Below are 25,931 nucleotides of genomic sequence, written 5' to 3'. Positions count from 1 at the left end.
GTCAGGCGTCCTTCTGGGTGCGGTCGACCTGCGTGCGGTCGAGGTGGAGCGCCTCGAAGACGGGCGCGTCGGAGAAGCGGAAGAGGTCGAGTGCGCCGGAGTCGGAGTCGGTGCCGCCGGCCTCGGACCGGGCGGAGAACGGCTCCCAGGACGGGACGACGAACAGGTCGCCGCGGGTCACCGTCCAGGACGTGTCGCCGACGGTCACCACGCCGGAGCCGTCGAAGACCTGGTACACGGACGAGCCGGTCTCGCGGACCGGCGCGGTCTCGGCGCCGCGGGCGACGCGGTGGAACTCGGCGCGGATCGTCGGCAGCACGTCGGAGCCGTCGTGCGGGTTGGCGTAGCGCACTGCGGCGTGGCCGGGCTCGACGGTGCCGCCGAAGCCCTCCTTCTCCAGCAGGAGCTGATCGGCCAGTGCGGCGTCGGTGTACTGCCACTTGTAGGCCAGCAGCGGGCTGCCGGGCGTCGCCGGGGCGGCGGACAGCGGCCGCAGGCCGGGGTGGCCCCACAGCCGTTCGGAGCGCGAGCGCTCGGGCGTCGTGCGCTCGGCGTCGGTTATCTCGGCGCGGCCGAACTCGAAGAACTGGGCCTCGGTGACGTACTGGAGGGGGATGTCGAGGCCGTCGATCCAGGCCATCGGTTCGGCGGTGGCGTTGTGGTGGGCGTGCCAGTTCCAGCCCGCCTGCGGGAGGAAGTCGCCGCGGTTCATCGGCACCGGGTCACCGCCGACGACCGTCCACACGCCCGAGCCCTCGACCACGAAGCGGAAGGCGTGCTGGGTGTGCCGGTGCTCGGGGGCGTCCTCGCCGGGCATCAGGTACTGGATGGCCGCCCACAGCGTCGGGGTGGCGAATGGGCGGCCGTCGAGGGACGGATTGGCCAGCGCGATGGCGCGGCGCTCGCCGCCCCGGCCCACGGGGACCAGATGGCCCGCCCTGGCGGCGAGTTCCCGCAGCTTCTCCCAGCGCCACAGGTGCGGCACGGCGCGCGAGCGCGGGTGCTGGGGCATGAGGTCGCCGATCTCGGTCCACAGCGGGACGAGCAGTTCCTGCTCGAAGCCCCGGTACAGCTCGTGGAGCGCCGGGGTGACCTCGGGCTGCCCTTCTGCGGTGACGGCCTGGAGCCGGACCGGGGAGCCCGTAGCGGTGTCTTGGGTGAGGAAGGACTCAGTCACAGGGTCAGCGTGCGGCGGGTCCGCTGACCGAACATGGAGATTCTGCTCCGCAGAATTCGAGGGGTCGGCGCAGGGTTCGGGCGCAGAGTGTGCGCACAGAGTTCGAGGGGCCATCGTGGACAAGCCGCTGAAGACACCGCCGCCGTACCCCATCGCCAGCGTGGACCACGCGCTGCGGGCGGCGACCATCCTGCAGTTGGAGGGCGGCGCGACCGTCGCGCAGCTGGCGGAGCGCCTGGGGGTCGCCCGGTCGACGGCCCATCGCGTCCTGGCGATGCTCGTCTACCGGGACTTCGCGGTGCGGGGCGAGGACCGGATCTATCGCGCGGGTCCGGTGCTCGAACTGGCCGCGCACTCCCAGTCGCTGGTGTCACGGCTGCGCACGGCGGCCCTCCCCCATCTGCACCGGGTCGTCGACCTGCTGCACGAGACGACGAACCTGATCGTCCGGACCGGGGACACCGCGCGGTTCATCGCCAGTGTCGAGTCCCGGCAGTCCCTGCGGGTCGGTTCCCGCGAGGGCATGGTCTTCCCGGCCCACCGCACCACGGCGGGTCTCCTGTTGCTCACCGATCTGAGCGGCGACGAGCTGGAGGAGGTCTACGCCGCCGAGCGCTACCGCGACCGCCCGGCGGACCGCCCCGATCTGGCGCGGTTGCGCACGGAGCTGAAGCGGGTGCGCCGGGGCGGCTTCGCGGTCAACAGGGAGCGGTCCGAACGCGGACTCGTCGCCGTGGGCGTCCTGGTGCGCGGCCAGGACGGCACCGCCCTGGCCGGCCTCTCCGTCTCGATGCCCGGCGTGCGCTACGACCCCGAGCGGCTGCGCCCCATCGTCGCCACGCTGGAGGCCGCGGCGCACGCCCTCGAGAAGGACCTGGCCGAGCAGCCCTGAGGGCCCGGCAGGTCAGCCGTTGACCTCGGCCGGTTTCTCCGGGGCCGTGGCGGCTTCGTCCTCGGCGCCGCCGTCGGCCGGTACGGACTGCGGGCCCGTGCCGTTCCTGCGGCGGATCGCGAGGGCGTAGACCACCGTGAGCAGGGCCACCCAGACCACACCCACCTCCAGCGCCACGCGCGTGCTCTCGTGCAGGCCGAGCAGGACGAGTACGGCGGCCATGAACAGGAGCGTGATGATCTGCCCGTAGGGCCAGAACGGGGCGGGGAACTTGAGGGCCGCGGACTCCTCGGCCGACATCGCGCTGCGCGCCTTGATGTGGGTGAGCAGGATCATCACCCAGACGAACACCGTGGCGAACGTGGCGATCGAGGAGATGATCAGGAAGATCTCGCCGGGGACCACGGCGTTCATCACGACGCCGAAGAGCAGGGCGCCGATCATCACGAGGGTGGTCACCCACGGCACGCCGTTGCGGGTCGTGCGCCGCATGGCCGCGGGTCCGTGGCCGCGCTCGGCGAGTCCGTACATCGTGCGGCCCGCGGCGAAGATGTCGCTGTTGATGGCGGACAGCGCGGCGGTGAGGACGACGACGTTGAGGACCGCGGCCGCGGACTTGAGGCCGACCCCGGCGAAGATCTGCACGAAGGGGCTGCCGGAGTCGCTGATCTGCTGCCAGGGCGTGATCGACATGATCACGGCGAGGGTCAGTACGTAGAACAGGATGATCCGCAGCGGGATGGAGTTCACGGCGCCCGGGATCGTCTTCTCCGGAGACTGCGCCTCGCCCGCCGTGACGCCGATGATCTCGGTGCCGCCGAAGGCGAACATGACGATGGCGAAGGAGAGGACGAAGCCGTCGACGCCGCCCGCGAAGAAGCCGCCGTGGCCCCAGAGGTTGTCCAGGCCGACGTGGACGTGACCGGTGCCGAGGCCGAAGGCGATGACCGCGACGCCGACGAGGATCATCGCGACGATGGCGACGATCTTCACGAGGGAGAGCCAGAACTCCAGCTCGCCGAAGACCTTGACGCTGACCAGGTTGAGCGCGCCGACGAGGACGACGGCGGCGAGCACCCAGATCCAGCGGGGCACGTCGGGGAACCAGAAGCCCATGTAGACGCCGATGGCGGTGACATCGGCGACGGCCACGATGACCATCTCGAAGGCGTACGTCCAGCCGGTGACGAAGCCGGCCAGCGGGCCGAGGTACCGGTTCGCGTACTCGCCGAAGGAGCCGGCGGTGGGCGAGGCCACGGCCATCTCGCCGAGCGACCTGAGGACCAGGAAGACGGCGGCGCCGCCTATCAGGTAGGCGAGCAGGACCGCGGGGCCGCCGGCCTGGATGGACTCGGAGGAGCCGTAGAAGAGCCCCGTGCCGATGGCGGAGCCGAGCGCGATGAAGCGGATGTGCCGTGAGTTGAGCCCTCGGCTCAGGCCGGCCTTGTCGGTACGCAAACGAGTGTCTCCCTCTTCGGGGGTGGGGGCGGCGGACGTGTGGCAGGACCTGCTGTCCGGGCTCCCGACGACGAACGGCAGCCTGTATATGCCTGTCTATACAGGCGAGTCAAGAGGTGGTCCGGTGGCTGGGCGGACGAGGTTTCAGTGCGTGTCGAACGCGCCCTCGAGGCGGTAGCGCGAACCGGGATGAAGCAGGCGCGCGATGCTCACGAGCGCGTCCCGTGACCACGTGCGGCGGTGGATCAGCAGGCACGGCTCGGCCGGGCCCACGCCGAGGATCCCGCACTCCTCCGCGGAGGCCAGGACGGCCTCCACGATGTGCTCGCCACGGCCGAGCGGCGCGACCTTCGACAGGAACGTGAACGGCGTCTGCAGCGAGAAGTCCTGCTCCAGATAGCCGGGCGCGAAGGCCGGGTTGACGTACCGGTCCTCCAACTGGAGCGGCACGCCGTCCTCGTAGTGCACGACCCGCGAGCGGAAGACGGGCTCCCCCTCGCCGAGGCCGAGGTGTGCGGCGGTCCTGCTCTCCGCCGGCTCCGCGCCGAGGGAGAGCACACGGGCCGTGTGGCGGTGGCCGCGGCCGTGCACCTCGTCGGCGATGTTGTGGACCTCCTGGAGCGCCGAGCTGGCCTTGTGGTGGGCGACGAAGCTGCCGACGCCCATGACGCGCCGGATGACCCCCTCGGCGGCCAGCTCGCGCAGCGCGCGGTTGACCGTCATGCGGGACAGGCCGAGCGCGTCGACGAACCGGCTCTCCGAGGGCAGGGCGTCGTCCGGCAGCCAGCGGCCGTCGGCGATCTGCCGCCGGACCAGCTCCTTGACGCGCTGGTACGCGGGCAGCGTGCCGCTGGTGCCCTGCTCGTACCAGCGGGCCAGCTCCGCCGGGCCCACGGTCATGCCGCCCACCGTCCTCGCCATCGTTCCCCCGCGGATTCCACCTGTTCAGGCCAGCTGCTCCAGGCCTGCTGCCCGGGGAGAATCCTAAAGGGCGGCGCTCAGTGCACGGCGGTGAGGGAGACGACCGCGAGGCTTCCGTCGACGGTGACCCCGGTGGGGGCCTCGTCGCCGTGGAGCAGGACAGCGTCGAGCCGGTCGAGACCGACGGAGTCCAGGGTCGCGGTGCCGTCCAGCACGATCGCCAGGACGCTCGTGCCCGGTGCGGGTTCGAGCACGGTCGTGCCGCGCTCGATGCGGACGTCGGCCTTGGCCTCGGTGCGACGGACCATGACGTTGAAGTCGACGATGGGGCCGTCGAGCAGCCGGCAGTCGGTGGCGGCGTCCCCGGAGAACGCGAGCGGCGCGAAGCGGGTGTCGACGACGTGCTCCGTCCCGTCGACGGTGAGTGCCATGCCCGCCCCCTCGACGACGGTGATGATCCGGTCGATGCCCTCGAACGCGGAGAACGGTCCGCTGCCCGCGACGTCGGCGACGCTGATCCGCCACGTGAAATCGTCGGTGCCGGAGCCCTCGGGGTGGGCGAGGACCTCGGTGGTGATGCCGCCACCGTTCTTCCACGGTGCGGGAGTCCGCTCCCGCGCACGCAGTATTCGGGGTGCCATGGGGGTGGGTGTCCTTCCTGTACGGGCCCGCCTCGGACGGGGCGGGAAGGTGCACACTGCCACGTCCCCGGGGCCCGGCGGATCCCGGGGACGTGCGACAGGGGGCAGGCCGGTCAGGCCAGGGTGCCGGTGACCGACTCGGCGGCGTCCAGGGCGCGGCCGGAGGCGACGTACTGGACGGCCTCCTCGATCTCGGGGGCGAGCCACCGGTCGGTGCCGGGGCCCTCGACGGTCGCGCGCAGTCCGTCGCGCACCGCGGCCGTGGCCGGGCCGGGGGTCAGCGGGGCGCGCAGGTCGAGGGCGCGGGCGGCGGTGTAGAGCTCGACGGCGAGCACGCGGCCGAGGCCGTCGATGGCGCGGCGCAGCTTGCGGGCGGCCGACCAGCCCATGGACACGTGGTCCTCCTGCATGGCGCTGGAGGGGATCGAGTCGACGGAGGCCGGGGCGGCGAGCCGCTTCAGCTCGGAGACGATCGCGGCCTGCGTGTACTGGGCGATCATGTGGCCGGAGTCGACGCCCGGGTCGTCGGCGAGGAACGCGTTCAGACCGCGGTTGCGGGCGGGGTCGAGGAACCGGTCGGTGCGGCGCTCGGAGATCGACGCGACGTCGGCGACCGTGATCGCGAGGAAGTCGAGCACGGCGGCGACGGGGGCGCCGTGGAAGTTGCCGTTGGACTCCACGCGGCCGTCGAGGGTGACGACCGGGTTGTCGACCGCGCTGGCGAGCTCGCGGGACGCGACGAGTTCGGCGTGGCCGAGGGTGTCGCGGGCGGTGCCGTGGACCTGCGGGGTGCAGCGCAGCGAGTAGGCGTCCTGGACGTAGGTGCAGTCCGGGCCCGCGTGGCTGGCGATGATGCCCGAATCGGCGAGCAGGGAGCGCAGGTTGCCCGCGCTGTCGCCCTGGCCGGGGTGCGGGCGCATGGCCTGGAGGTCGGCGGCGAACACGGCGTCGGTGCCGAGCTGGCCCTCGACGCTCATGGCGGCGGCGATGTCGGCGGTGCTCAGCAGGCGGCGCAGGTCGTGGGCGGCGAGGAGGAGCATGCCGAGCATGCCGTCGGTGCCGTTGATGAGGGCGAGGCCCTCCTTCTCCTCCAGGACGACCGGGGTGATCCCGGCCGCGGCGAGCGCCTCGGCGGCGGGCTTCTGCTCGCCGTCGGCGGTGCGCACGACGCCCTCGCCCATGACGGCGAGCGCGCAGTGCGCGAGCGGGGCCAGGTCGCCGGAGCAGCCGAGGGAGCCGTACTCGTGGACGACCGGGGTGATGCCGGCGTTGAGGACGGCGGCGTACGCCTCGGCGGTCTCGGTGCGGACGCCGGTGCGGCCGGTGGCGAGGGTGGACAGGCGCAGCAGCATCAGGGCGCGCACGACCTCGCGCTCGACCTCGGGACCGGAACCCGCCGCGTGCGAGCGCACGAGGCTGCGCTGGAGCTGGGCGCGCAGCTCGGTGGGGATGTGGCGGGTGGCCAGGGCGCCGAAGCCCGTGGAGACGCCGTAGTGGGGCTTGACGTCGTCGGCGAGGGCCTTGACGACCTCGCGACTGCGGGCGATCTCCTGGAGGGCCTCGGGAGCGAGGACCACCGGGGCGCCATGACGGGCAACGGACACAACTTCGTCGGCAGCAAGGGCACCGACACCAACAACAACGGTCATGCCCCTATTGAACGCGCAGGTGGGCAGGGGTGCGCGAGACCCGCCACGGGTGTTGTGTCTTGGATCCGAGACACATTGTCTGTGATCCCAGACAGAAGGTGTGTGTCATCTCTGGTCTACTGTCGCCCCATGAGTATCGTCCCGGCCGCCGCCCAGGTGCTGGCCGTCCTGCGCTATCTGGCCCGCCAGGCCGCCCCCGTCCCCGCGGCCGCCATCAGCCGCGACGTGGGGCTGCCGCGCTCGACGACGTACCACCTGCTCGACACCCTGGCGGCGGACGGCTTCGTGGTCCATCTGCCGGAGGAGCGGCGCTACGGGCTCGGGGTCAGCGCCTTCGAACTGGCCTCGGGGTACGAGCGCCAGGCCCCGTTCCAGCGCCTGGCGCGGGCCCCGCTCGCCGCGCTCGTGGACCGCACCGGGCACAACGCGAACCTGGCCGTGCTGCACGGCCGCGAGGTCATCTACGTCATCGAGGAGCGCGCACCCGGCCGGGCGCCGCTGATCAGCGGGGTCGACGTCCGGCTGCCCGCCCACCTCACGGCGAGCGGCCGGGCGGTGCTCGCGCTGCTGCCGCCCGCCCAGGTGCGGGCGATCTTCCCGGACAAGTCGGCGTTCGTGCAGCGGCACGGGGCGGGTCCCGCGTCGCTGACCGCGCTGCGCGCGCTGCTCGCCCAGGCGCGGCGCCGCGGGTACGCGACGGAGGAGGGCGAGGTGGTTCCGGGCCTGTCCTCGGTGGCCGCGCCCGTCCTCGACCATCACGCACATCCGATCGCCGGGATCGCGGTCACGTTCCCCGACGAGGACGTCGACGAGGCGGAGCAGCGGCGGATCGCGGGCCATGTGGCGCAGACGGCGCGGGAGTTGACCCGTCGGGTGGGCGGCGCGGCGCCGGTCACCGACGCCGCGAGCCCCACGCCTTCTCCGCCTCGACCAGCAGGAAGATCAGCACCGCGAACCCGGCGGTGAGACCCCACTCACGCAGGCCGATCGCGGCGGTGTGGAACCAGTCGTGCATGAACGGCACGTAGGTGAAGAACAGTTGGAGGGCCAGGAGCGCTCCGCAGGACCACCAGACGGCCCGGTTCCCGCGCAGGACGTCCAAAGTGAGGCTGGAGCGGTCCAGGAAGCGGCAGTTGAACAGGTACGCCAGCTGTCCGAGCGCCAGCATGGTCACGGCGGTCGTCTGCGCCTCAGGGAGCGGCACCCCACGCGCGGTGTCGAGGTAGAAGACCGCCATCGTGGCGGCGCCGATGAGCACCGAGGTGACGGCGATCCGTCGGGCGAACACCGCGTCGAGCAGCGGGGCGTCGGGGGCGCGCGGCGGCCTGGTCATGATGTCGTGCTCGGCCTTCTCCCCGGCGAGGGCGAGCGAGAGCGTGACCGCGGTGACCATGTTGATCCACAGCACCTGGACGGGCTGGAGCGGCAGCGTCCAGCCGAACACCACGGCGACGAGGATGACGAGCGACTGGGCGCCGTTGGTCGGCAGCAGGAAGAGCAGCGACTTGCGCAGGTTGTCGTAGATCCGGCGGCCTTCCTCGACCGCCCGCTCGATGGTGGCGAAGTTGTCGTCGGCGAGCACCACCTCGGCGGCGTCCTTGGTCGCCTCCGTGCCCTTGATGCCCATCGCCACGCCGACGTCGGCCTGGGTCAGCGCCGGGGCGTCGTTGACGCCGTCGCCGGTCATGGCGACGACCTCGCCGTGGTGCTGGAGGGCGGAGACGATCCGGATCTTGTGCTCGGGCGAGGTGCGGGCGTAGACGTCGACGTCGCGGACCGCCTCGCGCAGCCGGGCGTCGTCCATGGCCTCCAGTTCGGCACCGGTGAGGTGGTGCGGCGCGGGGCCGTCGCCGATGCCCATCTCGCGGGCGACGGCGACGGCGGTGCCCGCGTGGTCACCGGTGATCATCTTGACCCGGACACCGGCGCGGCGGCACTCGGCGATGGCGGTGACGGCCTCGGGGCGCGGCGGGTCGACGATGCCGACGACGCCCACGAACTCCAGCCCGCCCTCGACGTCCGCCGGTTCGAGGCCGGTGCGCCCGGCGTCGGCACGGGTCCGGGCGGCGGCCAGGACCCGCAGCCCGCGGTCGCCGATCTCGTCGATCCGGTCCTCCCAGAACGCGGCGTCCAGCGGTTCGGCGGAGCCGTCCGCCGCCGTCTGGGTGGTGCAGCGGGCGAGCACCCGGTCCGGGGCGCCCTTGAGGAGGATGTGCCGCGAGCCGTCGGGGGTCTCGTCGAGGACCGCCATGTACTTGGTCTCGGACTCGAACGGGAGCACCGCGCGCCGCCGGTTCGCGCCGGTGTCGTAACCGGCGGTCATGCCGAGGGTGCGCAGCGCCCCCTCGGTGGGCTCGCCGACGAGTTCCCAGCGGCCGCTGTCGCCGCGGACGACACGGGCGTCGTTGCACTCGGCCATCACTTCGACCAGCGAGCGCAGATCCGCGTGGTCGGCGAGCGCGGCCGGGGCGCCGTCCAGGGTGACCTCGCCCTCCGGGGCGTAGCCGAGGCCGCTGACGTCGTAGGTGTGGGCGCGGGTGCGCACGAGCCGGGCGGTCATCTCGTTGGTGGTGAGGGTGCCGGTCTTGTCGGAGCAGATCGTGGTGACCGAGCCGAGGGTCTCGACCGCGGGCAGCTTGCGGGTGATGGCCCGGCGCCTCGCCATCTGCTGCACGCCGAGCGCGAGCGTGATGGTCACCAGGGCGGGGAGCCCCTCGGGGACGGCGGCGACGGCGAAGCCGATGGCCGCCGACAGCAGCTCCGACGTGCTGAAATCGTGCAGGGCGCCGATCACGATCATGACGACGGCGGCGACGAGGATCAGGAGCGCGAGCCGCTTCCCGAAGGACGCGAGGGTCCGGGAGAGCGGTGTCTCCAGCGAGTCCACCTGGTCGATCATCGTCTGGATACGGCCGATCTCGGTGTCCGCGCCGGTGGCGACGACGACGCCGGTGCCGGTGCCCGCCGAGATCAGCGTGCCGGAGAACAGCATCGGGGTGCGGTCCCCCACGCCCGCGTCCGCGTCCACCGGATCCACGTGCTTGGCGGCCGGCAGCGACTCGCCGGTCAGGGCGGCCTCGTCGGCGCGCAGCCCGGTGGACTCCAGGAGCCGCAGGTCGGCGGGGACCCGGTCGCCCGACCGCAGCCGCACCACGTCCCCCGGCACGAGCTCCTCCGCGTCCGCCTCGACCCACGCCCCGTCGCGCCGGGCGTGCGCCATGACGGAGAGCATCGACCGGATCCCGTTCAGCGCCTTCTCCGCCCGGCCCTCCTGCACCAGGCCGATCACGGCGTTGATCACGGCGACGGCGAGGATGACGGAGAAGTCCACCCAGTCGCCGAGCAGCGCCTTCAGCACGGCGGAGCCGAGCAGGACGTAGATCAGGACGTCCTGGAACTGGGCGAGGATCCGCCGCCACAGCGGGGTCGGGGCGGGTGGCGCGAGGCGGTTGGGCCCGCTGTCGGCGAGCCGCCGCGCTGCCTCCACCCGGGTGAGTCCGTCGGCGGAGGTGTCGTACCGCTCCAGCACCGCCGGCACCGGCAGGGACCACGGCACCGCCGCATCCTCGCCTGCGGGGTCCGGATGACTCGTGGCCGCGCTGCTGGACATGGTCCCAGTGAACAATGGGACAGGTGCGCTGTCGCGTTGTCCGTACTCCCCCGCGGCCGGTCATCGCACCAAGCAGCAGTCCCCGCACTTCCCGCCGCCCGGCGCCCGGTAGTACAGGCAGCAGCTGCGGCGCCGGAACGTCAGCTCCGGGCCGGTGATGCGGCCGGTGCCGCGCAGCCGGCCCGTGTCGAGCAGGGTCTGCGTCAGGTCCGTGACCGCCGTCCGCAGGCCCGGCCGTGACCTGAGCAGTTGCGCCGCCGAACCGACAAGGGCCGACGCGGAGTTGCCCGCCAGCAGGCGCGGCGCCGTCTTCACGGTGAGACCGTCCTCGATCCGTTCGAGGGCTCCCTCGACCTGCCCGTGCACGGCGTCGGCGAGCGCGGGCAGCCCCGGGACACGTAGCCCCCGCGGCTCGGCCAGGCGGAGGGCCGAGCCGTCGCCCGCCCACTCCACGGTGCGCATCGTCGGCACGATTCCGTGCACGAGGGCGCAGGCCAGGACGGGTGACCAGAGCCGGGCCGCGAGTCCCAGATGGGCGATCGAGACACCGATCCGGGCCTCGGGGGATGCGTAGCGCTCGTTGACCGTCCGGGCCCGGGCGGCGAACCCCGCGTGACTGGGCCCATCGGTGTCGGCGGCAGCGTGCTCGCCCGGCGCCCGGCCCACATCAAGGGCGAAGAAACCGCCGATCCGCGCCACATCCCGCAGCACCTCGGCCACTTCCTCCGTAGACACCTCTTCCGGCTCTCCGGACACTTGGGCGCTCACGATGCCGTGGCGCGGCGCGGCCGGTCGATGAGGTACAGGTCGAGGATCTCGGGCCGGGGCGCGACTCCCGGCCCTCCGGCGCTCACCCACCGCGCGATGTCCTCGGTGGCGTCGGAGTCGTTGACCAGGCCGAGCCACACCGGTCGTGCGCCGGCCGCCCGACCGGCGGCGGAGGGCTGCACCACGACGACGTTGGCCTGCTCGCACACGTCCAGGCACTCGGAGATCCGCACCGGCGCGACCTCCCGGAGCCGCGCCTTCTGCGCCGCGTGATCGCCGGCGACCTTGACGGTGCCGCAGCAGCAGTCACGGCACACGACCACCCTGCACGCGACCGCGCGGTCCGCCGCCGTGCTCACTTCGTCCGCGAGCCGTTCAGGCATGCCGCGTCCCTCCTCTTGCCGGGGAGTTCCGCCCCGGATCGCTTCGAGGGGGCGACAGCGTGAGTCTCCTGGCTCTCGGGTCCGTGCTCGTCCCGGCCTTCCCACCCTTGCGGGGCAGTGGCGCGTCGGGATCCGCTCGCCGATCACAGTGGCGGTACCGCACCGGATTCGCACCGGTTTCCTCGGGCCGCCGTCGCCCATGTCCTCGGCCATCCTGCCATGTGTGCCACGGCCCTTGGGCCGCAGCCGAGTTGTGGCCCCCTGTGGCCAGGCGTGAGCGCGGGGCCGTAGGGTTGCGCACGCAGCTGGTTCGCCCCGTCCGCCAGGCGGGATGCGTCGCAAGAGGGAACCCGGTGGGAATCCGGGACTGCCCCGCAGCGGTGAGTGGGAACGACCGCCGTCATACGCACTGGGCCCCGCGACAGGGGACCCGGGAAGCGACGGCCAGTAGAAGTTCCGTACCTGTACGGGACGCGCCCACGAGTCCGAAGACCTGCCATCTGCCCGTGCGCGGACGACACGTGCACGGACATCCCGGTGACCTCGTGGGCGGGTCGGCGTGCACACCGAGCGGACGACCGCGCCATCGCGTGCCGGGTCGTGACCGCCGGTCGTGCCACTCCTTCGCGCCGCACGGGTCTGCGGGATCTCAGGGATACGTCTCGAAGGAGAACTCCGTGACCACCAACACCGCGGCGGCGGCAGCACGGGCCACCGTGTACGGCTACCCCCGCCAGGGACGCGACCGCGAACTCAAGAAGGCGATCGAGGGGTACTGGAAGGGCCGCCGCACCGCCGACGATCTCCGTTCCACGGCCGCCGACCTGCGCCGCGCCAACTGGCGCGAGCTCGCCGACGCCGGCATCGGCGAAGTCCCCACCGGCGACTTCTCGTACTACGACCACGTCCTCGACACCACCGTCATGGTCGGCGCCGTCCCGCGGCGACACCGCGCCCAGGTCGACGCCGACGCGCTGGACGGCTACTTCGCCATGGCGCGTGGCACGCAGGACGTCGCACCGCTGGAGATGACCAAGTGGTTCGACACCAACTACCACTATCTGGTGCCGGAGTTGGGTCCGGACACGGTGTTCGCCGCCGACTCCGCCAAGCAGGTCGCGGAGCTGCGGGAGGCCGTCGCGCTCGGTCTGGCCGCCCGTCCTGTGCTGGTCGGACCCGTCACGTATCTGCTGCTCGCCAAGCCCGCGCCCGGTGTCGCGGCCGACTTCGACCCGTTGACCCTGCTCGACCGGCTGCTGCCGGTGTACGGGGAGGTGCTCGCCGATCTGCGGGCGGCCGGGGCCCGGTGGGTGCAACTCGACGAGCCGGCCCTGGTCCAGGACCGCACCCCGGCCGAGTTGAACGCCGCCGCCCGCGCCTACCGCGACCTCGGCGCCCTCACCGACCGTCCGAAGCTCCTGGTCGGCACGTACTTCGACCGACTCGGTGACGCGCTGCCGGTGCTGGCCAAGGCCCCGGTCGACGGCCTCGCCCTCGACTTCACCGGCCCGGCCGCCGCCAACCTGGACGCGCTCGCCGCGGTCGGCGGGCTGCCCGGGAAGCGGCTGGTCGCCGGTGTGGTGGACGGCCGCAACGTCTGGGTCAACGACCTGGAGAGGTCCCTCGTCACGCTCGGCACCCTGCTCGGCCTCGCCGACCGGGTCGACGTCGCGCCTTCCTGCTCGCTGCTCCACGTCCCGCTCGACGCGTCCCTGGAGCGGGACATCGAGCCGCAGATCCTGCGCTGGCTCGCCTTCGCCCGCCAGAAGACCGACGAAGTGGTCACCCTCGCCAGGGGGCTGGCCGGCGGCATCGACACCATCACGGCCGAACTCGCGGGAAACCGGGCCGCACTGAGCTCCCGCGCCACCTCGCCGATCACCAGGGACCCGGCCGTCCGTGCCCGCGCCGCCGCCGTCACCGACTCCGACACCCGCCGCTCGCAGCCGTACGACGAACGGGCCGCCGCCCAGCGCGCGCTCCTCGGCCTGCCGCTGCTGCCGACCACCACCATCGGGTCGTTCCCGCAGACCACTGAACTGCGCACCGCCCGCGCCGAACTGCGCGCCGGGCGCCTCGACACCGCGGGCTACGAGGACCGTGTCAGGAGCGAGATCCGCGAGGTCGTCTCCTTCCAGGAGAAGGCGGGGATCGACGTCCTCGTGCACGGCGAGCCCGAACGCGGCGACATGGTGCAGTACTTCGCCGAGCAGCTCACCGGCTACCTGGCCACGCGGCACGGCTGGGTGCAGTCGTACGGCACGCGCTACGTCCGCCCGCCGGTCCTCGCGGGCGACATCTCCCGTTCCGAACCGATGACGGTGCGCTGGACGTCGTACGCCCAATCGCTCTCCGACCGTCCCGTCAAGGGCATGCTCACCGGGCCCGTCACCATGCTCGCCTGGTCCTTCGTCCGCGACGACCAGCCGCTCGGCGACACCGCACGGCAGGTCGCCCTCGCCCTGCGCGACGAGGTCGCCGACCTGGAGGCGAGCGGCACGTCGGTCATCCAGGTCGACGAGCCCGCGCTGCGCGAGACACTGCCGCTGCGCGCCCTTGACCGTGCCGCCTATCTCGACTGGGCCACCGAGGCGTTCCGCCTGACCACCTCGGGCGTGCGTCCGGACACCCAGATCCATACACACATGTGCTACGCGGAGTTCGGTGACATCATCCGGGCCATCGACGACCTCGACGCCGATGTCATCAGCCTGGAGGCCGCCCGCTCCCACATGCAGGTCGCGCACGAGCTCGCCGAGCACGGCTACCCGCGCGAGGCGGGCCCCGGTGTCTACGACATCCACTCCCCGCGCGTACCGAGCGCCGAGGAGGCATCCGCGTTTCTGCGTAAGGGACTTGAGGCCATCCCCGCCGAACGGCTGTGGGTCAACCCGGACTGCGGGCTGAAGACCCGCGGCTGGCCCGAGACGCGCGCCGCGCTGGAGAACCTGGTGACCGCGGCACGGACCGTGCGCGCGGACCTCGGCACCGCCTGATCCACCCCACACCGAACCGCGGGCCCGGGCACCTGCCGTGCCCCGGCCCGCGGCCCCATCGCGAGGAGCGCGGGCTCCGCAGGAGGCTTTACGTGTACGCCCGTTACGACGACGCCCCGAACCCTTCCCCTTCCCTTGCACCTCATGTGTCCCGCCGACGGCGCTTCGCGGCGCGGCTCGTGGCCACCGTCGCGGCGCTGTCCGCGATCACGCTCACTGCCGGCTGCGGTCCGTCCGGAGCGGACGCCGGGAGCGCCAAGGATCCCGAGGCCGCGGCGTCGACCGCCGAGGGCTTCCCCGTCACCGTCGACAACTGCGGTGTGAAGACCACCTACGACAGACCGCCGTCACGCGTGGTGACCATCCATCAGCATCCGGCCGAACTCATGCTCTCGCTCGGCCTGAAGGACCGCATGGTCGGCACGGCCTACCCCGACTCCACGGTTCTGCCGAGCCTGCGCACGGCCTACAAATCGGTGCCACAACTGGCGGGCAAGGCACCGTCGTTCGAGAAGGTGCTGGATGCCGAGCCCGACTTCGTCTACGGCGGCTATTCCAGCGCCTTCGACGAGAAGGAGGGCCGCTCCCGCAAGGCGTTCGCCGACGCGGGCATCGACACCTACCTCAACCGCGAGTACTGCGGCAAGAAGAACGTGACCATGCGGGACACCTACGCCGAGATCCGCACCATCGGCAGGATCTTCGGTGTCTCCGACCGGGCCGACGCCCTCGTCGCCGATCTGAAGGCCCGGGTCGCGAAGGCGTCGTCGGCCGTCGAGGACCGGCCGGATGTGCCCGTGTTCGTGTACGACAGCGGCGACAAGTCCGCCTTCACGGCCGGCGGCAAGAGCCTCGGCACCCAACTGATCCGCGCGGCGGGCGGCCGCAATGTGTTCGCCGATCTGGACGACGTGTTCGGCGACGTGTCCTGGGAGCAGGTCGTCGCCCGCAGGCCCGAGGTCGTCGCGATCTACGACTACGAAGGCGAGCGGAGCGTCGAGCAGAAGAAGAAGTACCTGCTCGCCCAGCCGGCCCTCGCGGACGTTCCGGCCATCAAGCACAAGCGGTTCGTCGTGCTGCCGTTGACCGCGACCCTGGTGGGTGTCCGGTCGGCGTACGCGGTGGACGACCTGGCGCGCGGGCTGCACCCGGAGAGCTTCAAGTGACGGCGTCCGTCGCGGTCGACGAACGACCGGCCCGTGAGCGGCCGCGGCAGTTCGGGCGGGGAGTACGGCTCACCGCCGTCCTGGTCCTGCTCGCCGCCCTCCTCGTCGTCTCCCTCACGGCCGGACTCGCCATCGGCTCGGTGCACGTGCCGCCGACCCAGGTGTGGGGCATCGTGACGCATGCGGTCGGCGCCGACTGGGGCGATGCGACCTGGACCCGGGCTCGGGAGACGATCGTGCTCGACGTGCGGGCGCCGCGTGTCCTGCTCGGCGCCGTCACCGGCGCGGGACTCGCGGTCGTCGGCACCGCGCTCCAGGCCCTCGTCCGCAATCCGCTCGCCGAGCCGTACCTCCTCGGTGTCTCGTCCGGTGCCTCGCTCGGCGCGGTCGCGGTCATCGTGTTCGGGGTGAGCGTCTTCGGGGCGATGTCGCTGTCCGCCGCGGCGTTCGCGGGCGCCCTCGGGGCGCTCGTGCTCGTGTACGCGAGCGCGCGCACCGGCGGGCGGATCACGTCCAGCCGCCTGATCCTGTCCGGCGTCGCGGTCGCTTCGGTGCTCAGCGCACTGCTCAACCTGCTGCTGCTCACCTCGGACCGCGGCAACGAGGCGCGCGCCGTCCTCGCCTGGACGCTGGGCGGTCTCGGCGGGGTCTCGTGGAGCGCGCTGTGGCTGCCGGGCCTTGCCCTGCTCGTCGGGATCGGCGTGCTGCTCGCTCAGGCACCGAACCTGAACCTGCTGCTCACGGGCGAGGAGGCCGCCACGACGATGGGCCTGGACGTGGCCCGCTTCCGCGCCCGGATGTTCGTCCTGGTCTCCCTGGTGACGGGCGTGCTCGTCGCGGCGGCCGGGCCGATCGGCTTCGTCGGCCTGATCCTGCCGCACATGGTGCGCCTGCTGGTCGGCGGCGACCACCGCCGGGTGCTGCCCACGGCCGCGCTCGGCGGTGCGGTCTTTCTCGTCTGGGCGGACATCGCCGCACGGACCGTCGCCGCGCCCATGGAGATCCCGGTCGGCGTCCTCACGGCGCTGTGCGGCGGGCCGTTCTTCCTGTGGCTGATGCGCCGGGACGCCCGGCGCAGGAACGCGGGAGGCTCCGCATGACGGCGACCGATCTGCGGGTCGAAGGCATCACGCTCACCGCGGGCGCGCGGCGGCTCGTCGACGATGTCTCGCTGACCGCGCGGCCGGGCGAGACGATCGGGCTCGTCGGCCCCAACGGCAGCGGCAAGTCGACGCTGCTGCGGTCCGTGTACCGGGTGCTGCGCCCGGACTCCGGGACCGTCCGCGTCGACGGCGCGGACGCGTGGACGCTGCCGACGCGCCGACTGGCGCGGACCGTGGCGGCCGTCGTCCAGGACGCGGGCGCCGACGTGGACCTGACCGTCCGCGAGGTCGTCGCCATGGGCCGCACCCCGCACAAACGGCTGCTCGCGGGCGACACCGCACAGGACGCCGAACTGATCGACACGGCGCTCGCGTCCGTCGACGCCACCGCCCTCGCCGACCACCCCTTCGACCGTCTCTCCGGCGGCGAACGCCAACGCGTCCTCATCGCCCGGGCCCTGGCGCAGCAGCCGTCCCTGCTGGTCCTCGACGAACCCACCAACCACCTGGACATCCGCCACCAATTGGAGATCCTCTCCGCTCTGCGCCGCCTCTCCGCCACGGTCCTGGTCGCCCTCCACGACCTGAACCTGGCCGCCCACTACTGCGACCGCCTGTACGTACTGCGCGCGGGCGAACTCGTGGCCACGGGACCGCCGGCCGACGTCCTCACGCCGCGGCTCCTCGCGGAGGTCTACGAGGTGACGGCGGAGGTCACCGTCCACCCACGAACGCGGCGACCGCAGGTGACGTATCTGCCGAACGACTGACCGTCACCCGGCTCGGCGGCCGGGCGGGCACCAAGACCCCGCCCCGGCCGCCGCCTCCACCAGGCGCTCAACAGCCCCTCCACCCGTATGCATTGACGAACCCCCTCCCCCGAGACGAAGATCGAAAGGAATCGTACCGACAACGTTGTCTAACGAGAGGATCGCGATGCGAACGTTGCCTTCGCCGAGACGGTCGACGTCCCGCAGGCCGCGGGGACCGCTCAGATCGCTGAGGCGGACCCTCACCGCCGCCTTCGTCGTCACCGCCGTCGCCGCCGCCACCCTCACCCCCGGCGTCGCGACCGCCGAGGACGCGGGGCCCGGCTTCGCCGCCGATCCGACCGGCCTGGTCGACACGTCGATCGGCAACAACGGCGACGGGACCACCTTCCCCGGCGCCACCACCCCCTTCGGCATGGTCCAGCTGAGCCCGGACACGCAGCTGAACAAGTACGCCTCGTACGACTACGCGCAGGACACCATCCTCGGCTTCAGCCACACGCACCTGTCGGGTGTCGGCTGCCAGACGATGGGCAACATCCGGTTCATGCCGACGACCGGTGATGTCACCTCGTCCGACCCGGCGAAGTACGGCGCGAAGTTCAGCCACGACAACGAGACCCGGTCGCCGGGTTACTACGGCGTGACGTTCGACAACGGCATCAAGGCCGAGCTGTCCGCGACCCAGCGGACCGGCCAGCACCGCTACACGTACCCCAGCGGTTCCGGCGCCGAGAACGTCCTCATCGAGGCCGGGGAGAGCAACGGCAGCACCTACGCCGGTGGCATCAAGGTGGTCGGCGACGACACCGTCGAGGGCTGGGTCCAGGGCGGCAACTTCTGCGGGGAGACCGGCAAGGAGCGCTACCGGGTCTTCTTCAGCGCCAAGTTCAACCGCTCGTTCTCGAAGTTCGGCACGTGGAGCGACGGCACACTGACCCCGAACCAGCGCGAGGCCTCACGGGGCGACAAGCGCACCGGTGCCTGGCTGTCGTTCGACCCGTCCAAGGGTGACAAGGTCGGCGCGTCGGTGGGCCTCTCGTACACCTCGGTCGACGGCGCGCGCCTCAACCGCGGCGCCGAGCAGCCCGGTTCGTTCGACAAGGCGCGCTCCGGCGCACACGACGCCTGGCTCAAGGAACTGAACCGGATGCGCGTCGCCGGTGGCTCCACCGCCGACCAGCGGACGTACTACAGCGCGCTGTACCGCTCGCTGCTGCACCCCTCGATAGGCTCGGACGTCGACCGCCGCTACCGCGGTTTCGACGACAAGGTGCACCGCTCGGACTCGACGTACTACCAGATGTTCTCGCTCTGGGACACGTACCGTTCGCAGAACCAGCTGGTGGCGCTGCTGCACCCGGACAAGGCCGCCGACATGGCCACGTCGTTGTTGCGTGTCTACAAGGACGGTGGCTGGCTGCCGCGCTGGGGGCTCGGCAACAGTGAGACCAACGTGATGAGCGGCGACCCCGTCACCCCGTTCGTCGTCGACCTCTACAACCGGGGCCTGCTCGACGACCGTACGTCGCGCGAGCTGTTCGACGCCCTGTGGAAGAACGTCAACGAGGTCCCGAAGGATCAGTCGATCTTCCGTGGCCGCGACGGCAACCCGAGCTACGTCAAGAACGGTTTCGTCGGCTACCAGGACCTGCCCGGTTACAAGTACGGCGACAGCCGGCAGGCCGGTTCGGCCACGCTGGAGTACGCGCTCGGCGACTGCGCGCTGTCCACGATGGCCGACGGTCTCGGCCACAAGGACAAGGCCGCGACGCTCGCCTCGCGCTGCGACAACTTCACGAAGCTGTGGGACGCCGACGTCACCTCGCAGGGCTTCACCGGGTTCCCGGTGACGAGGAACGAGGACGGCAGCGCCGCCGGTGACACCGACCCCACCCAGTCCGGCGCCTTCCACGAGGGCACGGCCTGGCAGTACCAGTGGCTCGCGCAGCAGAACCCGCAGGCCCTCTACGGTCTGATGGGTGGCAAGAAGGCCGCCGAGCAGCGGCTCGACACGTTCTTCGACATGCCGACCGTGCTCAGCGACCCGGCGAAGGCCGCCAAGGACTCCTGGGTGACGGGCGCGTACGACTACCACAACAACTTCGCGTTCAACCCGAACAACGAGCCGGACTTCCACGCCCCGTGGATGTACGCGTGGACCGACACTCCGTGGAAGACCTCCTCGGTGCTGCGGGCCATGCGGACGCTGTTCACCGACGACCCGTACGGCATGCCCGGCAACGACGATCTCGGTGCCACGTCGTCGCTGCTCGTCTTCGCCATGGCCGGTGTCTTCGAGGTGCAGCCCGGCTCGGCGAAGTACGTCCTGTCCGCGCCGATGTTCGACAAGGTCGAGATCCGTCCCTCGCACGGCCGCAAGATCGGCATCGAGGCGCCCGGCGCGGACGCGTCGAAGCTGCAGTACGTGTCGTCCGTGTCCACGGGCAAGGGCCCGCTGCGCCAGAGCTGGCTGTCCCACAAGGACCTGCTCGGCGCGGGCACGATCAAGGTCAAGCTCTCGGAGAAGCCGACGAACTGGGGCGTGGGCGCCGCTCCGGGCGCGGTGGCTCAGCGCTGACATGACGGTGTGGCGCGGGCCGGAGAGTGTCGTATCCGTCCGGCCCGCGCCCCTCGTCGTGCTCGTGCGGCTCAGCGAGCGGCCGGCGAGGTCGCGTGCGCGGTCGCGAGCCAGCGGCCGTCGTCGGCCTCTTCGGCGAGCCCCTCGTCCGCGAGCTTCTTGAGGTGGCGTGTCACCGTGCGCGGTGTCCAGCCGACCTCTTCGCACAGCCGCTCAAGCGTCAGCCCGTGTGCCGCCTGCTCCAGCGCTTGCAGCGTCATTCGGGTGTTCTTCGCCAGGGCCGGGCCCGGCTCCGAGCCCGGCTCCGGGCCCGGCTCCACGCTCGCTTCCGGGTACGTTCGCGGCGTCGCCTCCGGGGAGGCCTCGGGTGCCGACGGTGCCGGGACGCGCAGCCGCCCGTAGCCGAGCCTGCGCAGCACACGGTCCCAATCCGGGCCGCCGACCTGCGCCGGCACCCTCGCCGTCACCGTCGCTTCCGGTGCCACGGCTGTCGGTCGAGTCGCCGGCCGCGGGGTGCGGTTGACCGTACGGTGCCGACGCCCCTTCTTCTTGGCACTGTTGCTCATCAGTCGCCTCCTCGAACACGTTGATCATGGTCACGTGTCCAACGACGGACCGGCCACGAGGTGACCATGACGGTCGCGGGCATCGAGCGGACACTCCGCCCGCTCCGGGCCCTGCCTACCTCCACGCGACCGCCACTACGGCCGCGGCCGCGGTGAACACCCCCACGCCGTAGAAGGCCCACGGTCTCTTGTCGCGCATGCCCACCAGCGCCGTCACCGCCACCAGGACGTCCAAGGCCAGTGGAAGAAGACACCGCCCATGAGCGCGGCGAACCCGAAGAGGTGGAAGACGAGGAAGACGTACCGAAGGATGTCCATGCCAGTGATCTTTCTGTGAGCCGGAAAGGGTGACGGTGCTCTCGACGAATGCGGCGGTCAGCCGGTTAAAGGCGTCGGACCGAAACGGCCCCATGCGACGAAGGCGGCCAGAGCGAGGTAGACGAGGTCGGCGACGATCGTGACCCGCTCGCCACGGCGCAGGCGCATGGCGACCGCGCACGCGAACAACACGACGAGTCCGGTGGCGGCCAACGGCACCTGTACCGGCGCGATGCCGAGCACGGCGGGCAGGACCAGGCCGACCGCGGCGAGGAGTTCGACCGCGCCGATGGCCTTGAGCGCGCCGGGGCTGAACTGCAGGACCCACTGGGCGGAGGCTCCCACCGCGGCCAGCTTCGCCTGCGGCACGAACATCTTCGAACTGCCCACGAGGCAGACGGCGGCGAGCACTCCGGCGGTGATCCACAGCGCGACGTTCATCATCAACTCCCTGATCGAGGACCTTCCGCACCCGAGACGAGGCAGCGACTCGGCCTGTGACATCCCCGGGCCCGGCAGCGACGAGACGTGGCTCGCACGACGCGGTGCACCAAGGCAACGGCCCTTTCCGGACGCCCCGTTCCGCCGAACCCCCGCTGTCCGGGCCGCGGCGGTGCCATGATCGCGACAGGTCGGACAGAAGTCCGGCCGGGCACTTGGACGGCAAGGGGGAGTCGCGTGGGCAAGGTCGAGGAGTTCGAGGAGCTGCGGCCGCTGCTGTTCTCGATCGCGTACCGGATCCTCGGCAGTGTGACCGAGGCGGAGGACGCGGTGCAGGAGAGCTGGCTCCGCTACGACGCCTCGACCCCCGGCCCGCGTCGGTCAAGGCGTTCCTGTCGACCACGGTGACCCGCATCGCGATCGACGTGCTGCGCTCCGCCCGGGTGCGACGCGAACAGTACGTCGGACCGTGGCTGCCCGAGCCGCTGCTGAACGATCCGTACGAAGACCCGGCCCGGGCGGCGGAACTGGCCGACTCGGTGTCGATGGCGGCGCTGCTGCTCCTGGAGCGGCTCAGCCCGCTGGAGCGGTCGGTCTTCGTGCTGCGGGAGGTCTTCGCCTTCGGCTTCGACGAGGTCGCCGCGGCGGTCGGGCGTTCGGAGGCGGCGTGCCGGCAATTGCTCGTCAGGGCACGCCGCCACATGCACGCGGGGCGGCCTCGATTCGAGGCGGACCGCGAGGAACGACAGGCGTTGGCCGAGCGGTTCTTCGAGGCCATGTCACAGGGGGACGTGGACGGGCTGCGGAGCCTGCTGTCGGCCGACGTCCAGCTCGTCGGGGACGGTGGAGGCAAGGCCCCGCAGCTGGCCAGGGCCGTCGCGGGCGCCGAGAACGTGGCCCGGCTGCTGGCCACCGTCCACCCGCTGATGACACGGACCGGCATCACCTGCGAACCCCGCGAGATCAACGGTCAGCCGGGCGCCATCTTCCACGAGCGCGACGGCAAGGTCCTGCACGTCTTCGCCCTCAACCTGCTCGACGGCCGGATCCAGACCATCCGCTCGGTCATCAACCCCGACAAGCTCGGCCACCTCGGCCCGGTCGCCGACGCGTGGGCGTGGACCGGGAGGTGAGGCAGTCCCGCAAGCGGCCGGAGTGAGGTCCTCGGGAGGCCGGTTGACGGAGGTCACCCCGTCAGTCGCGGCCCTTCCCCCGGTTCCGCCACACATGAAGAAGCCCCGCGGCCACGACGCCCACCCCCACCCCGGCAAGGGCCCACGGCACGCTCGGCTCGCCGCCGTTGCGGTCCCAGCCGATGCTGGAGAACACGAACGTCACGCACAGGACGAAGACCGGCGCCCATCGTCGCGTGCGCACGCGGGGGCGGCGGCGGACGTCCTGTGACATGTGTGCTCCTGCCGGAAGTGGGTCTCTACGCCGTCGCGTTGAATTTCAGTTTGCAGTATTTGTTCGTGCACTGCGGTTTCCAGTAGAGGTTGTTGTACCCGGGCTTCGGGCCGATGAAGGTCGGCGCGTAGAACGTGCCGGAGACCTTGAAATCCTCAGCATAGCTACACACCGGCACCTTCCCGAGGAGACAGGTCTGGGCCCTGCCGGTGGCCGACCACTGTGCGACCGTCTTGGCGTTGATCGAGCGGTAGGGGCTGTTGAACTTGATCTCCCAACCGGCCAGTTTCGCCGGCGCCGTCGTGGCGTCCTCGGCCCACGCCCTGGTCTCGGTGATGATCCCGCTCTTGAGGCACACCTCGAACCTCAGCCGGACGTGGCCCAGTCTCAGCGACACCTTCGCCTCTGAGAGGTAGTACGTCTTCGAGTACGTCTTGCAGCCGTCGGCGGCCGCGGTCGCCGACGGTGCGGCGAAGAGCAGTCCGCCGAGCAGAGCGGTGGAAGTGGCGCCGGTGACTGCCGCGGCGATGCCTTTGTGCATGGGATTCCTGACTCGCGTGATCCGGTGGGCGTCGGGCGGGTCGGTATCCGTGTCGCGTTTACCGGGCCTCGGCCGGATTCAAAGGTGCGCGAAATGGCCTGTGCCGAGAGGGGCAGCCCGGTAGGCCGACGTAGATCGTGCCCACCTTCGTAGCTCCAAATTCACCGTATTGATCTTGCGTGTCCATCGGGGTGGACCAAGTGAGGGATCATCAGCCCGCTGCTCCTCAAGACGCCAGGCGGAGGGTGCTCTGCTCTTGACGGGGATGCGGGTCCCGCCCTCACTCCAGCGTGCCGCTCCCCGTCTCTTCGACCTCCACCCGTACGGGCTTGGTGTTCTCCCGTACGACCGCCGCGCCGAGCGGCGGCACGAGCACCGGTCCCGCCGACGGGTCGATGTCCTGTGTCAGCTCCCGTTCTCCGCCCGTGAGGCGGAGGGGGGACGTGCCGTGGTTCAGCACGAACAGGTAGCTGTGGTCGCGGCCGCGGCGGCGTACCGCCTCCACCCGGTCCGGGAGGTCGGCGACGGGGGGTTCCACCCCTGCCTGTGCGCAGATGTCGTCGAGCAGGCGGCGCAGGGCGTCCTCGGGCAGGTGGGTCGAGATGTACCAGGCGTGCCCGGCACCGAACGGGTGGCGGGTCACCGCGGGGAGGCCGTCCAGGAGGCCGCCTTCGTAGCGCACGACCGCCTGCGCGCCGCGCAGTTCGACGTGTTCGCTCCAGCGGGTCGCGAGCGTTCCGTCGTCCAGGCGGGCATGCTCGTCCTCGCCCAGCGGGCACAGTTCGGTCGTGCGGATGCCGAGCAGATCGCGCAGGGCGCCGGGGTAGCCGCCGCGGACGACGTGCAGGTGCTCATCCGTCATCCCGGTGAAGTGGCCGACCACGACGGTGCCGCCGGACTCGGTGAACCGCCGCCAGCGAGCGGCCAGTTCGGCGGAAACCGGCATCATCGACGGGACGAGGAGGACGCGGTAGCGGGACAGGTCGGCGTCGGCGGCGACGAAGTCGGCCGGGATGCCGGACTTCCAGAGCGCGGCATGGGTGCGGCGCACCGCTTCGGGGAAGCTGAGCCGGGTCGACGGCAGGCCGTCGTTCTCCAGGGCCCACCACCCGTCGGCCTCCCACAAGATCGCGACGTCCGCTGCCACGACGGGTCCCTCTGCGGGCGGTTCGGCGACCTCGGCCAGGCGGCGCAGGGTGGCGCCGAGTTCCACGACGGACGCGAACCAGGCGGTGTCGGGGCCGGTGTGCGGCACCATGCCGCCGTGCCAGGTCTCCGATCCGGCGGCGGAGGCCCGCCACTGGAAGAACAGGGCGCCCTGGGAGCCGCGTGCGAGGTACGACAGGGTGTTCCGCAGCACCCTGTCCGGGGTCTTGAGGGCGTGCCGGTCGCTCAGCGCGATCTGCGTGGTGCCCTGCTCCATGAGCAGCCAGGGGTTCCCGCCCGCCCAGGAGCGGGCCAGGTCCCCGGCGTACGCGGCGTGGGTCTCGCCGGACTCGCCGGTGGTGTCGAGGTAGTGGTCGATGGAGACCGTGTCGAGGTGCGGACGCCAGGACCAGTGGTCGAGGTGGTTCCAGTCCGGCAGCATGAAGTTGGTCGTCGCCGCCGCGGTGGAGCCCGCGGCACGGATCTCCGCGACCTGCTCCGCGTAGGCGTCGCGGAACTCGTCGGCGGTGAACCGGCGGAAGTCCAGCGCGTGGGTCGGGTTGTGCAGGTACTGGGTCCGGCGGGGCGGGAAGATCTCCGCCCAGTCGCCGTACCGCTGCGACCAGAAGGCCGTGCACCAGGCCTTGTTGAGCGCCTCCAGCGTCCCGTACCGCTGTCTCAGCCAGCGCCGGAAGGCGGCCGCCGCGTGGTCCGAGTGGTCGAGGCTGCCGTACTCGTTGTGGATGTGCCAGCCGCGCAGCGCGGGGTGGGTTCCGTACCGTTCGGCGAGCTTGCGGGCGATGCGGCGGGATGCCTCCCGGTAGGCGGGGGCGCTGATCGCGTAGGTGTCGCGGCTGCCGTGGGTGTGCCGGCTGCCGTCGGGCTGGACCGGGAGTGCGTCGGGGTGGCGCAGCGAGAACCACGGTGGCGGGGAGGCGGTCGGGGTGGCGAGGACGACGCCGACGCCGCCCTCGTGGAGCCGGGCGAACGTCTCGTCCAACCAGCCGAACTCGTAACGCCCCTCGGCCGGTTCGAGCCACGACCAGGAGAACACCCCGACGGTGGCGGTGTCGACGCCGGCCCGCCGCATCAGCTCCAGGTCCTCGGCGTGCGTCGCCGCGTCCCACTGCTCCGGGTTGTAGTCACCGCCGAACAGGAAACGGTCCCGCGGGAGGAGGCCGCTCGCGGGGGCGCGGCCGGGCTGCGCGGACGCGGATCCTGATCCGGACGAGGTCATGCGGGCTTCTCCTCGGGAGATCGGAGCGGGCGGGCACCGGACGCATCACGCTGCTCCCAGGGGGAGTTCGAGGCCCGCCAGTCGAAGCGCTTCGATCGCAGCATAGCGTCGGCTCGGGCCCGTGCGCCGCGATACCGAAACGCGGACCGGCGGGCTGCGG

20 protein-coding genes, 1 pseudogene and 2 riboswitches are annotated in these 25,931 nt (G+C 71.7%); of the genes and pseudogenes, 8 read left to right on the top strand and 13 right to left on the bottom strand.

Annotation, left to right across the window (positions count from 1 at the left end):
- Position 1: 1 nt before the first annotated feature.
- Entirely contained in the window at positions 2-1,177 is a 1,176-nt protein-coding gene (locus ACY34M_RS28990) for a cupin domain-containing protein (RefSeq protein ID WP_462721267.1), read from the bottom strand.
- 115 nt (positions 1,178-1,292) lie between these two features.
- On the opposite strand from ACY34M_RS28990, the gene ACY34M_RS28985 reads away from it, so the two are divergent.
- Positions 1,293-2,069 (top strand): IclR family transcriptional regulator, encoded by a 777-nt coding sequence (locus ACY34M_RS28985; RefSeq protein WP_462721266.1) that lies wholly within the window; start codon positions 1,293-1,295, stop codon positions 2,067-2,069.
- 12 nt (positions 2,070-2,081) lie between these two features.
- On the opposite strand, the gene ACY34M_RS28980 is transcribed toward ACY34M_RS28985, so the two are convergent.
- The 4 genes from ACY34M_RS28980 to hutH form a co-directional block, all read right to left on the bottom strand.
- Positions 2,082-3,527: an amino acid permease gene (locus tag ACY34M_RS28980; RefSeq protein WP_462721265.1), complete on the bottom strand. Its 1,446-nt coding sequence runs from the start codon at positions 3,525-3,527 to the stop codon at positions 2,082-2,084.
- A gap of 144 nt (positions 3,528-3,671) precedes the next feature.
- Complete coding sequence (hutC, locus tag ACY34M_RS28975) at positions 3,672-4,427, bottom strand: histidine utilization repressor (RefSeq protein WP_462721264.1); 756 nt, start codon at positions 4,425-4,427, stop codon at positions 3,672-3,674.
- Between the two features lie 98 nt (positions 4,428-4,525).
- Positions 4,526-5,089, bottom strand: a complete 564-nt coding sequence (locus tag ACY34M_RS28970) for a HutD/Ves family protein (RefSeq protein WP_462721263.1) — start codon at positions 5,087-5,089, stop codon at positions 4,526-4,528.
- A 113-nt stretch (positions 5,090-5,202) separates the two neighbouring features.
- The gene (gene hutH, locus ACY34M_RS28965; protein WP_462721262.1) at positions 5,203-6,738 is read right to left on the bottom strand and encodes a histidine ammonia-lyase; all 1,536 of its coding nucleotides are present in this window, start codon (positions 6,736-6,738) and stop codon (positions 5,203-5,205) included.
- Positions 6,739-6,867: 129 nt separating this feature from the next.
- Here hutH and ACY34M_RS28960 point away from each other — a divergent pair, with 129 nt between their 5' ends.
- A complete protein-coding gene (locus ACY34M_RS28960) occupies positions 6,868-7,704 on the top strand; it encodes an IclR family transcriptional regulator (protein ID WP_462721261.1) in 837 nt (278 codons plus the stop codon).
- On the opposite strand, the gene ACY34M_RS28955 is transcribed toward ACY34M_RS28960, so the two are convergent.
- From ACY34M_RS28955 to ACY34M_RS28945, 3 genes are read right to left on the bottom strand one after another with little or no spacing between them, the layout of a single operon-like run.
- Positions 7,631-10,348 carry a cation-translocating P-type ATPase gene (locus ACY34M_RS28955; RefSeq protein WP_462721260.1) on the bottom strand — a complete coding sequence of 906 codons (2,718 nt, stop codon included), beginning with the start codon at positions 10,346-10,348 and terminating at the stop codon, positions 7,631-7,633. The genes ACY34M_RS28960 and ACY34M_RS28955 overlap by 74 nt on opposite strands.
- Positions 10,349-10,408: 60 nt before the next feature.
- Entirely contained in the window at positions 10,409-11,083 is a 675-nt protein-coding gene (locus tag ACY34M_RS28950) for a (2Fe-2S)-binding protein (RefSeq protein WP_462721259.1), read from the bottom strand.
- Between the two features lie 29 nt (positions 11,084-11,112).
- Positions 11,113-11,499, bottom strand: a complete 387-nt coding sequence (locus tag ACY34M_RS28945; RefSeq protein ID WP_462721258.1) for a (2Fe-2S) ferredoxin domain-containing protein — start codon at positions 11,497-11,499, stop codon at positions 11,113-11,115.
- A gap of 61 nt (positions 11,500-11,560) precedes the next feature.
- Positions 11,561-11,683: riboswitch (cobalamin riboswitch) on the bottom strand.
- Positions 11,684-11,788: 105 nt separating this feature from the next.
- Positions 11,789-12,014, top strand: a riboswitch (cobalamin riboswitch).
- Between the two features lie 162 nt (positions 12,015-12,176).
- On the opposite strand from ACY34M_RS28945, the gene metE reads away from it, so the two are divergent.
- The 5 genes from metE (at position 12,177) to ACY34M_RS28920 (ending at position 20,115) form a co-directional block, all read left to right on the top strand.
- Positions 12,177-14,495 (top strand): 5-methyltetrahydropteroyltriglutamate--homocysteine S-methyltransferase, encoded by a 2,319-nt coding sequence (metE, locus tag ACY34M_RS28940; protein ID WP_462721257.1) that lies wholly within the window; start codon positions 12,177-12,179, stop codon positions 14,493-14,495.
- Between the two features lie 146 nt (positions 14,496-14,641).
- Complete coding sequence (locus ACY34M_RS28935; RefSeq protein ID WP_462721256.1) at positions 14,642-15,661, top strand: ABC transporter substrate-binding protein; 1,020 nt, start codon at positions 14,642-14,644, stop codon at positions 15,659-15,661.
- Positions 15,658-16,761 carry a FecCD family ABC transporter permease gene (locus tag ACY34M_RS28930; RefSeq protein WP_462721255.1) on the top strand — a complete coding sequence of 368 codons (1,104 nt, stop codon included), beginning with the start codon at positions 15,658-15,660 and terminating at the stop codon, positions 16,759-16,761. Before ACY34M_RS28935 ends, ACY34M_RS28930 begins: the two co-directional genes overlap by 4 nt.
- The gene (locus ACY34M_RS28925; protein ID WP_462721254.1) at positions 16,758-17,534 is read left to right on the top strand and encodes an ABC transporter ATP-binding protein; all 777 of its coding nucleotides are present in this window, start codon (positions 16,758-16,760) and stop codon (positions 17,532-17,534) included. Before ACY34M_RS28930 ends, ACY34M_RS28925 begins: the two co-directional genes overlap by 4 nt.
- A gap of 166 nt (positions 17,535-17,700) precedes the next feature.
- On the top strand, positions 17,701-20,115 hold the full coding sequence (locus ACY34M_RS28920) for a GH92 family glycosyl hydrolase (RefSeq protein ID WP_462721253.1): 2,415 nt from the start codon (positions 17,701-17,703) through the stop codon (positions 20,113-20,115).
- Between the two features lie 71 nt (positions 20,116-20,186).
- On the opposite strand, the gene ACY34M_RS28915 is transcribed toward ACY34M_RS28920, so the two are convergent.
- Complete coding sequence (locus ACY34M_RS28915; RefSeq protein WP_462721252.1) at positions 20,187-20,681, bottom strand: winged helix-turn-helix domain-containing protein; 495 nt, start codon at positions 20,679-20,681, stop codon at positions 20,187-20,189.
- 375 nt (positions 20,682-21,056) lie between these two features.
- Positions 21,057-21,440 (bottom strand): DoxX family protein, encoded by a 384-nt coding sequence (locus ACY34M_RS28910; RefSeq protein ID WP_462721251.1) that lies wholly within the window; start codon positions 21,438-21,440, stop codon positions 21,057-21,059.
- A 237-nt stretch (positions 21,441-21,677) separates the two neighbouring features.
- On the opposite strand from ACY34M_RS28910, the pseudogene ACY34M_RS28905 reads away from it, so the two are divergent.
- Positions 21,678-22,599, top strand: a pseudogene (locus tag ACY34M_RS28905) (RNA polymerase sigma-70 factor).
- A 35-nt stretch (positions 22,600-22,634) separates the two neighbouring features.
- Here the strand turns inward: ACY34M_RS28905 and ACY34M_RS28900 are convergent.
- The 3 genes from ACY34M_RS28900 to ACY34M_RS28890 form a co-directional block, all read right to left on the bottom strand.
- The gene (locus ACY34M_RS28900; protein WP_462721250.1) at positions 22,635-22,847 is read right to left on the bottom strand and encodes a hypothetical protein; all 213 of its coding nucleotides are present in this window, start codon (positions 22,845-22,847) and stop codon (positions 22,635-22,637) included.
- Positions 22,848-22,872: 25 nt separating this feature from the next.
- Positions 22,873-23,388: a hypothetical protein gene (locus tag ACY34M_RS28895; protein WP_462721249.1), complete on the bottom strand. Its 516-nt coding sequence runs from the start codon at positions 23,386-23,388 to the stop codon at positions 22,873-22,875.
- Positions 23,389-23,668: 280 nt separating this feature from the next.
- Positions 23,669-25,771: a beta-galactosidase gene (locus ACY34M_RS28890; RefSeq protein ID WP_462721248.1), complete on the bottom strand. Its 2,103-nt coding sequence runs from the start codon at positions 25,769-25,771 to the stop codon at positions 23,669-23,671.
- Between the last annotated feature and the right edge of the window lie 160 nt (positions 25,772-25,931).

The organism is Streptomyces sp. EDA2-14 (genome assembly GCF_054963755.1).
Note: the sequence above shows the minus strand (reverse complement) of the source record. Positions and strands in the feature narration are given on the sequence as shown.

What these genes read in the sequence shown, in the direction of transcription:
- hutC (WP_462721264.1), bottom strand. Translation starts at nt 4,427, where the DNA reads ATGACCGTGGGCCCGGCGGAGCTGGCCCGCTGGTACGAGCAGGGCACC.
- ACY34M_RS28970 (WP_462721263.1), bottom strand. Translation starts at nt 5,089, where the DNA reads ATGGCACCCCGAATACTGCGTGCGCGGGAGCGGACTCCCGCACCGTGG.
- hutH (WP_462721262.1), bottom strand. Translation starts at nt 6,738, where the DNA reads ATGACCGTTGTTGTTGGTGTCGGTGCCCTTGCTGCCGACGAAGTTGTG.
- ACY34M_RS28960 (WP_462721261.1), top strand. Translation starts at nt 6,868, where the DNA reads ATGAGTATCGTCCCGGCCGCCGCCCAGGTGCTGGCCGTCCTGCGCTAT.
- ACY34M_RS28955 (WP_462721260.1), bottom strand. Translation starts at nt 10,348, where the DNA reads ATGTCCAGCAGCGCGGCCACGAGTCATCCGGACCCCGCAGGCGAGGAT.
- ACY34M_RS28945 (WP_462721258.1), bottom strand. Translation starts at nt 11,499, where the DNA reads ATGCCTGAACGGCTCGCGGACGAAGTGAGCACGGCGGCGGACCGCGCG.
- ACY34M_RS28925 (WP_462721254.1), top strand. Translation starts at nt 16,758, where the DNA reads ATGACGGCGACCGATCTGCGGGTCGAAGGCATCACGCTCACCGCGGGC.
- ACY34M_RS28920 (WP_462721253.1), top strand. Translation starts at nt 17,701, where the DNA reads ATGCGAACGTTGCCTTCGCCGAGACGGTCGACGTCCCGCAGGCCGCGG.
- ACY34M_RS28915 (WP_462721252.1), bottom strand. Translation starts at nt 20,681, where the DNA reads ATGAGCAACAGTGCCAAGAAGAAGGGGCGTCGGCACCGTACGGTCAAC.
- ACY34M_RS28910 (WP_462721251.1), bottom strand. Translation starts at nt 21,440, where the DNA reads ATGAACGTCGCGCTGTGGATCACCGCCGGAGTGCTCGCCGCCGTCTGC.
- ACY34M_RS28900 (WP_462721250.1), bottom strand. Translation starts at nt 22,847, where the DNA reads ATGTCACAGGACGTCCGCCGCCGCCCCCGCGTGCGCACGCGACGATGG.
- ACY34M_RS28895 (WP_462721249.1), bottom strand. Translation starts at nt 23,388, where the DNA reads ATGCACAAAGGCATCGCCGCGGCAGTCACCGGCGCCACTTCCACCGCT.
- ACY34M_RS28890 (WP_462721248.1), bottom strand. Translation starts at nt 25,771, where the DNA reads ATGACCTCGTCCGGATCAGGATCCGCGTCCGCGCAGCCCGGCCGCGCC.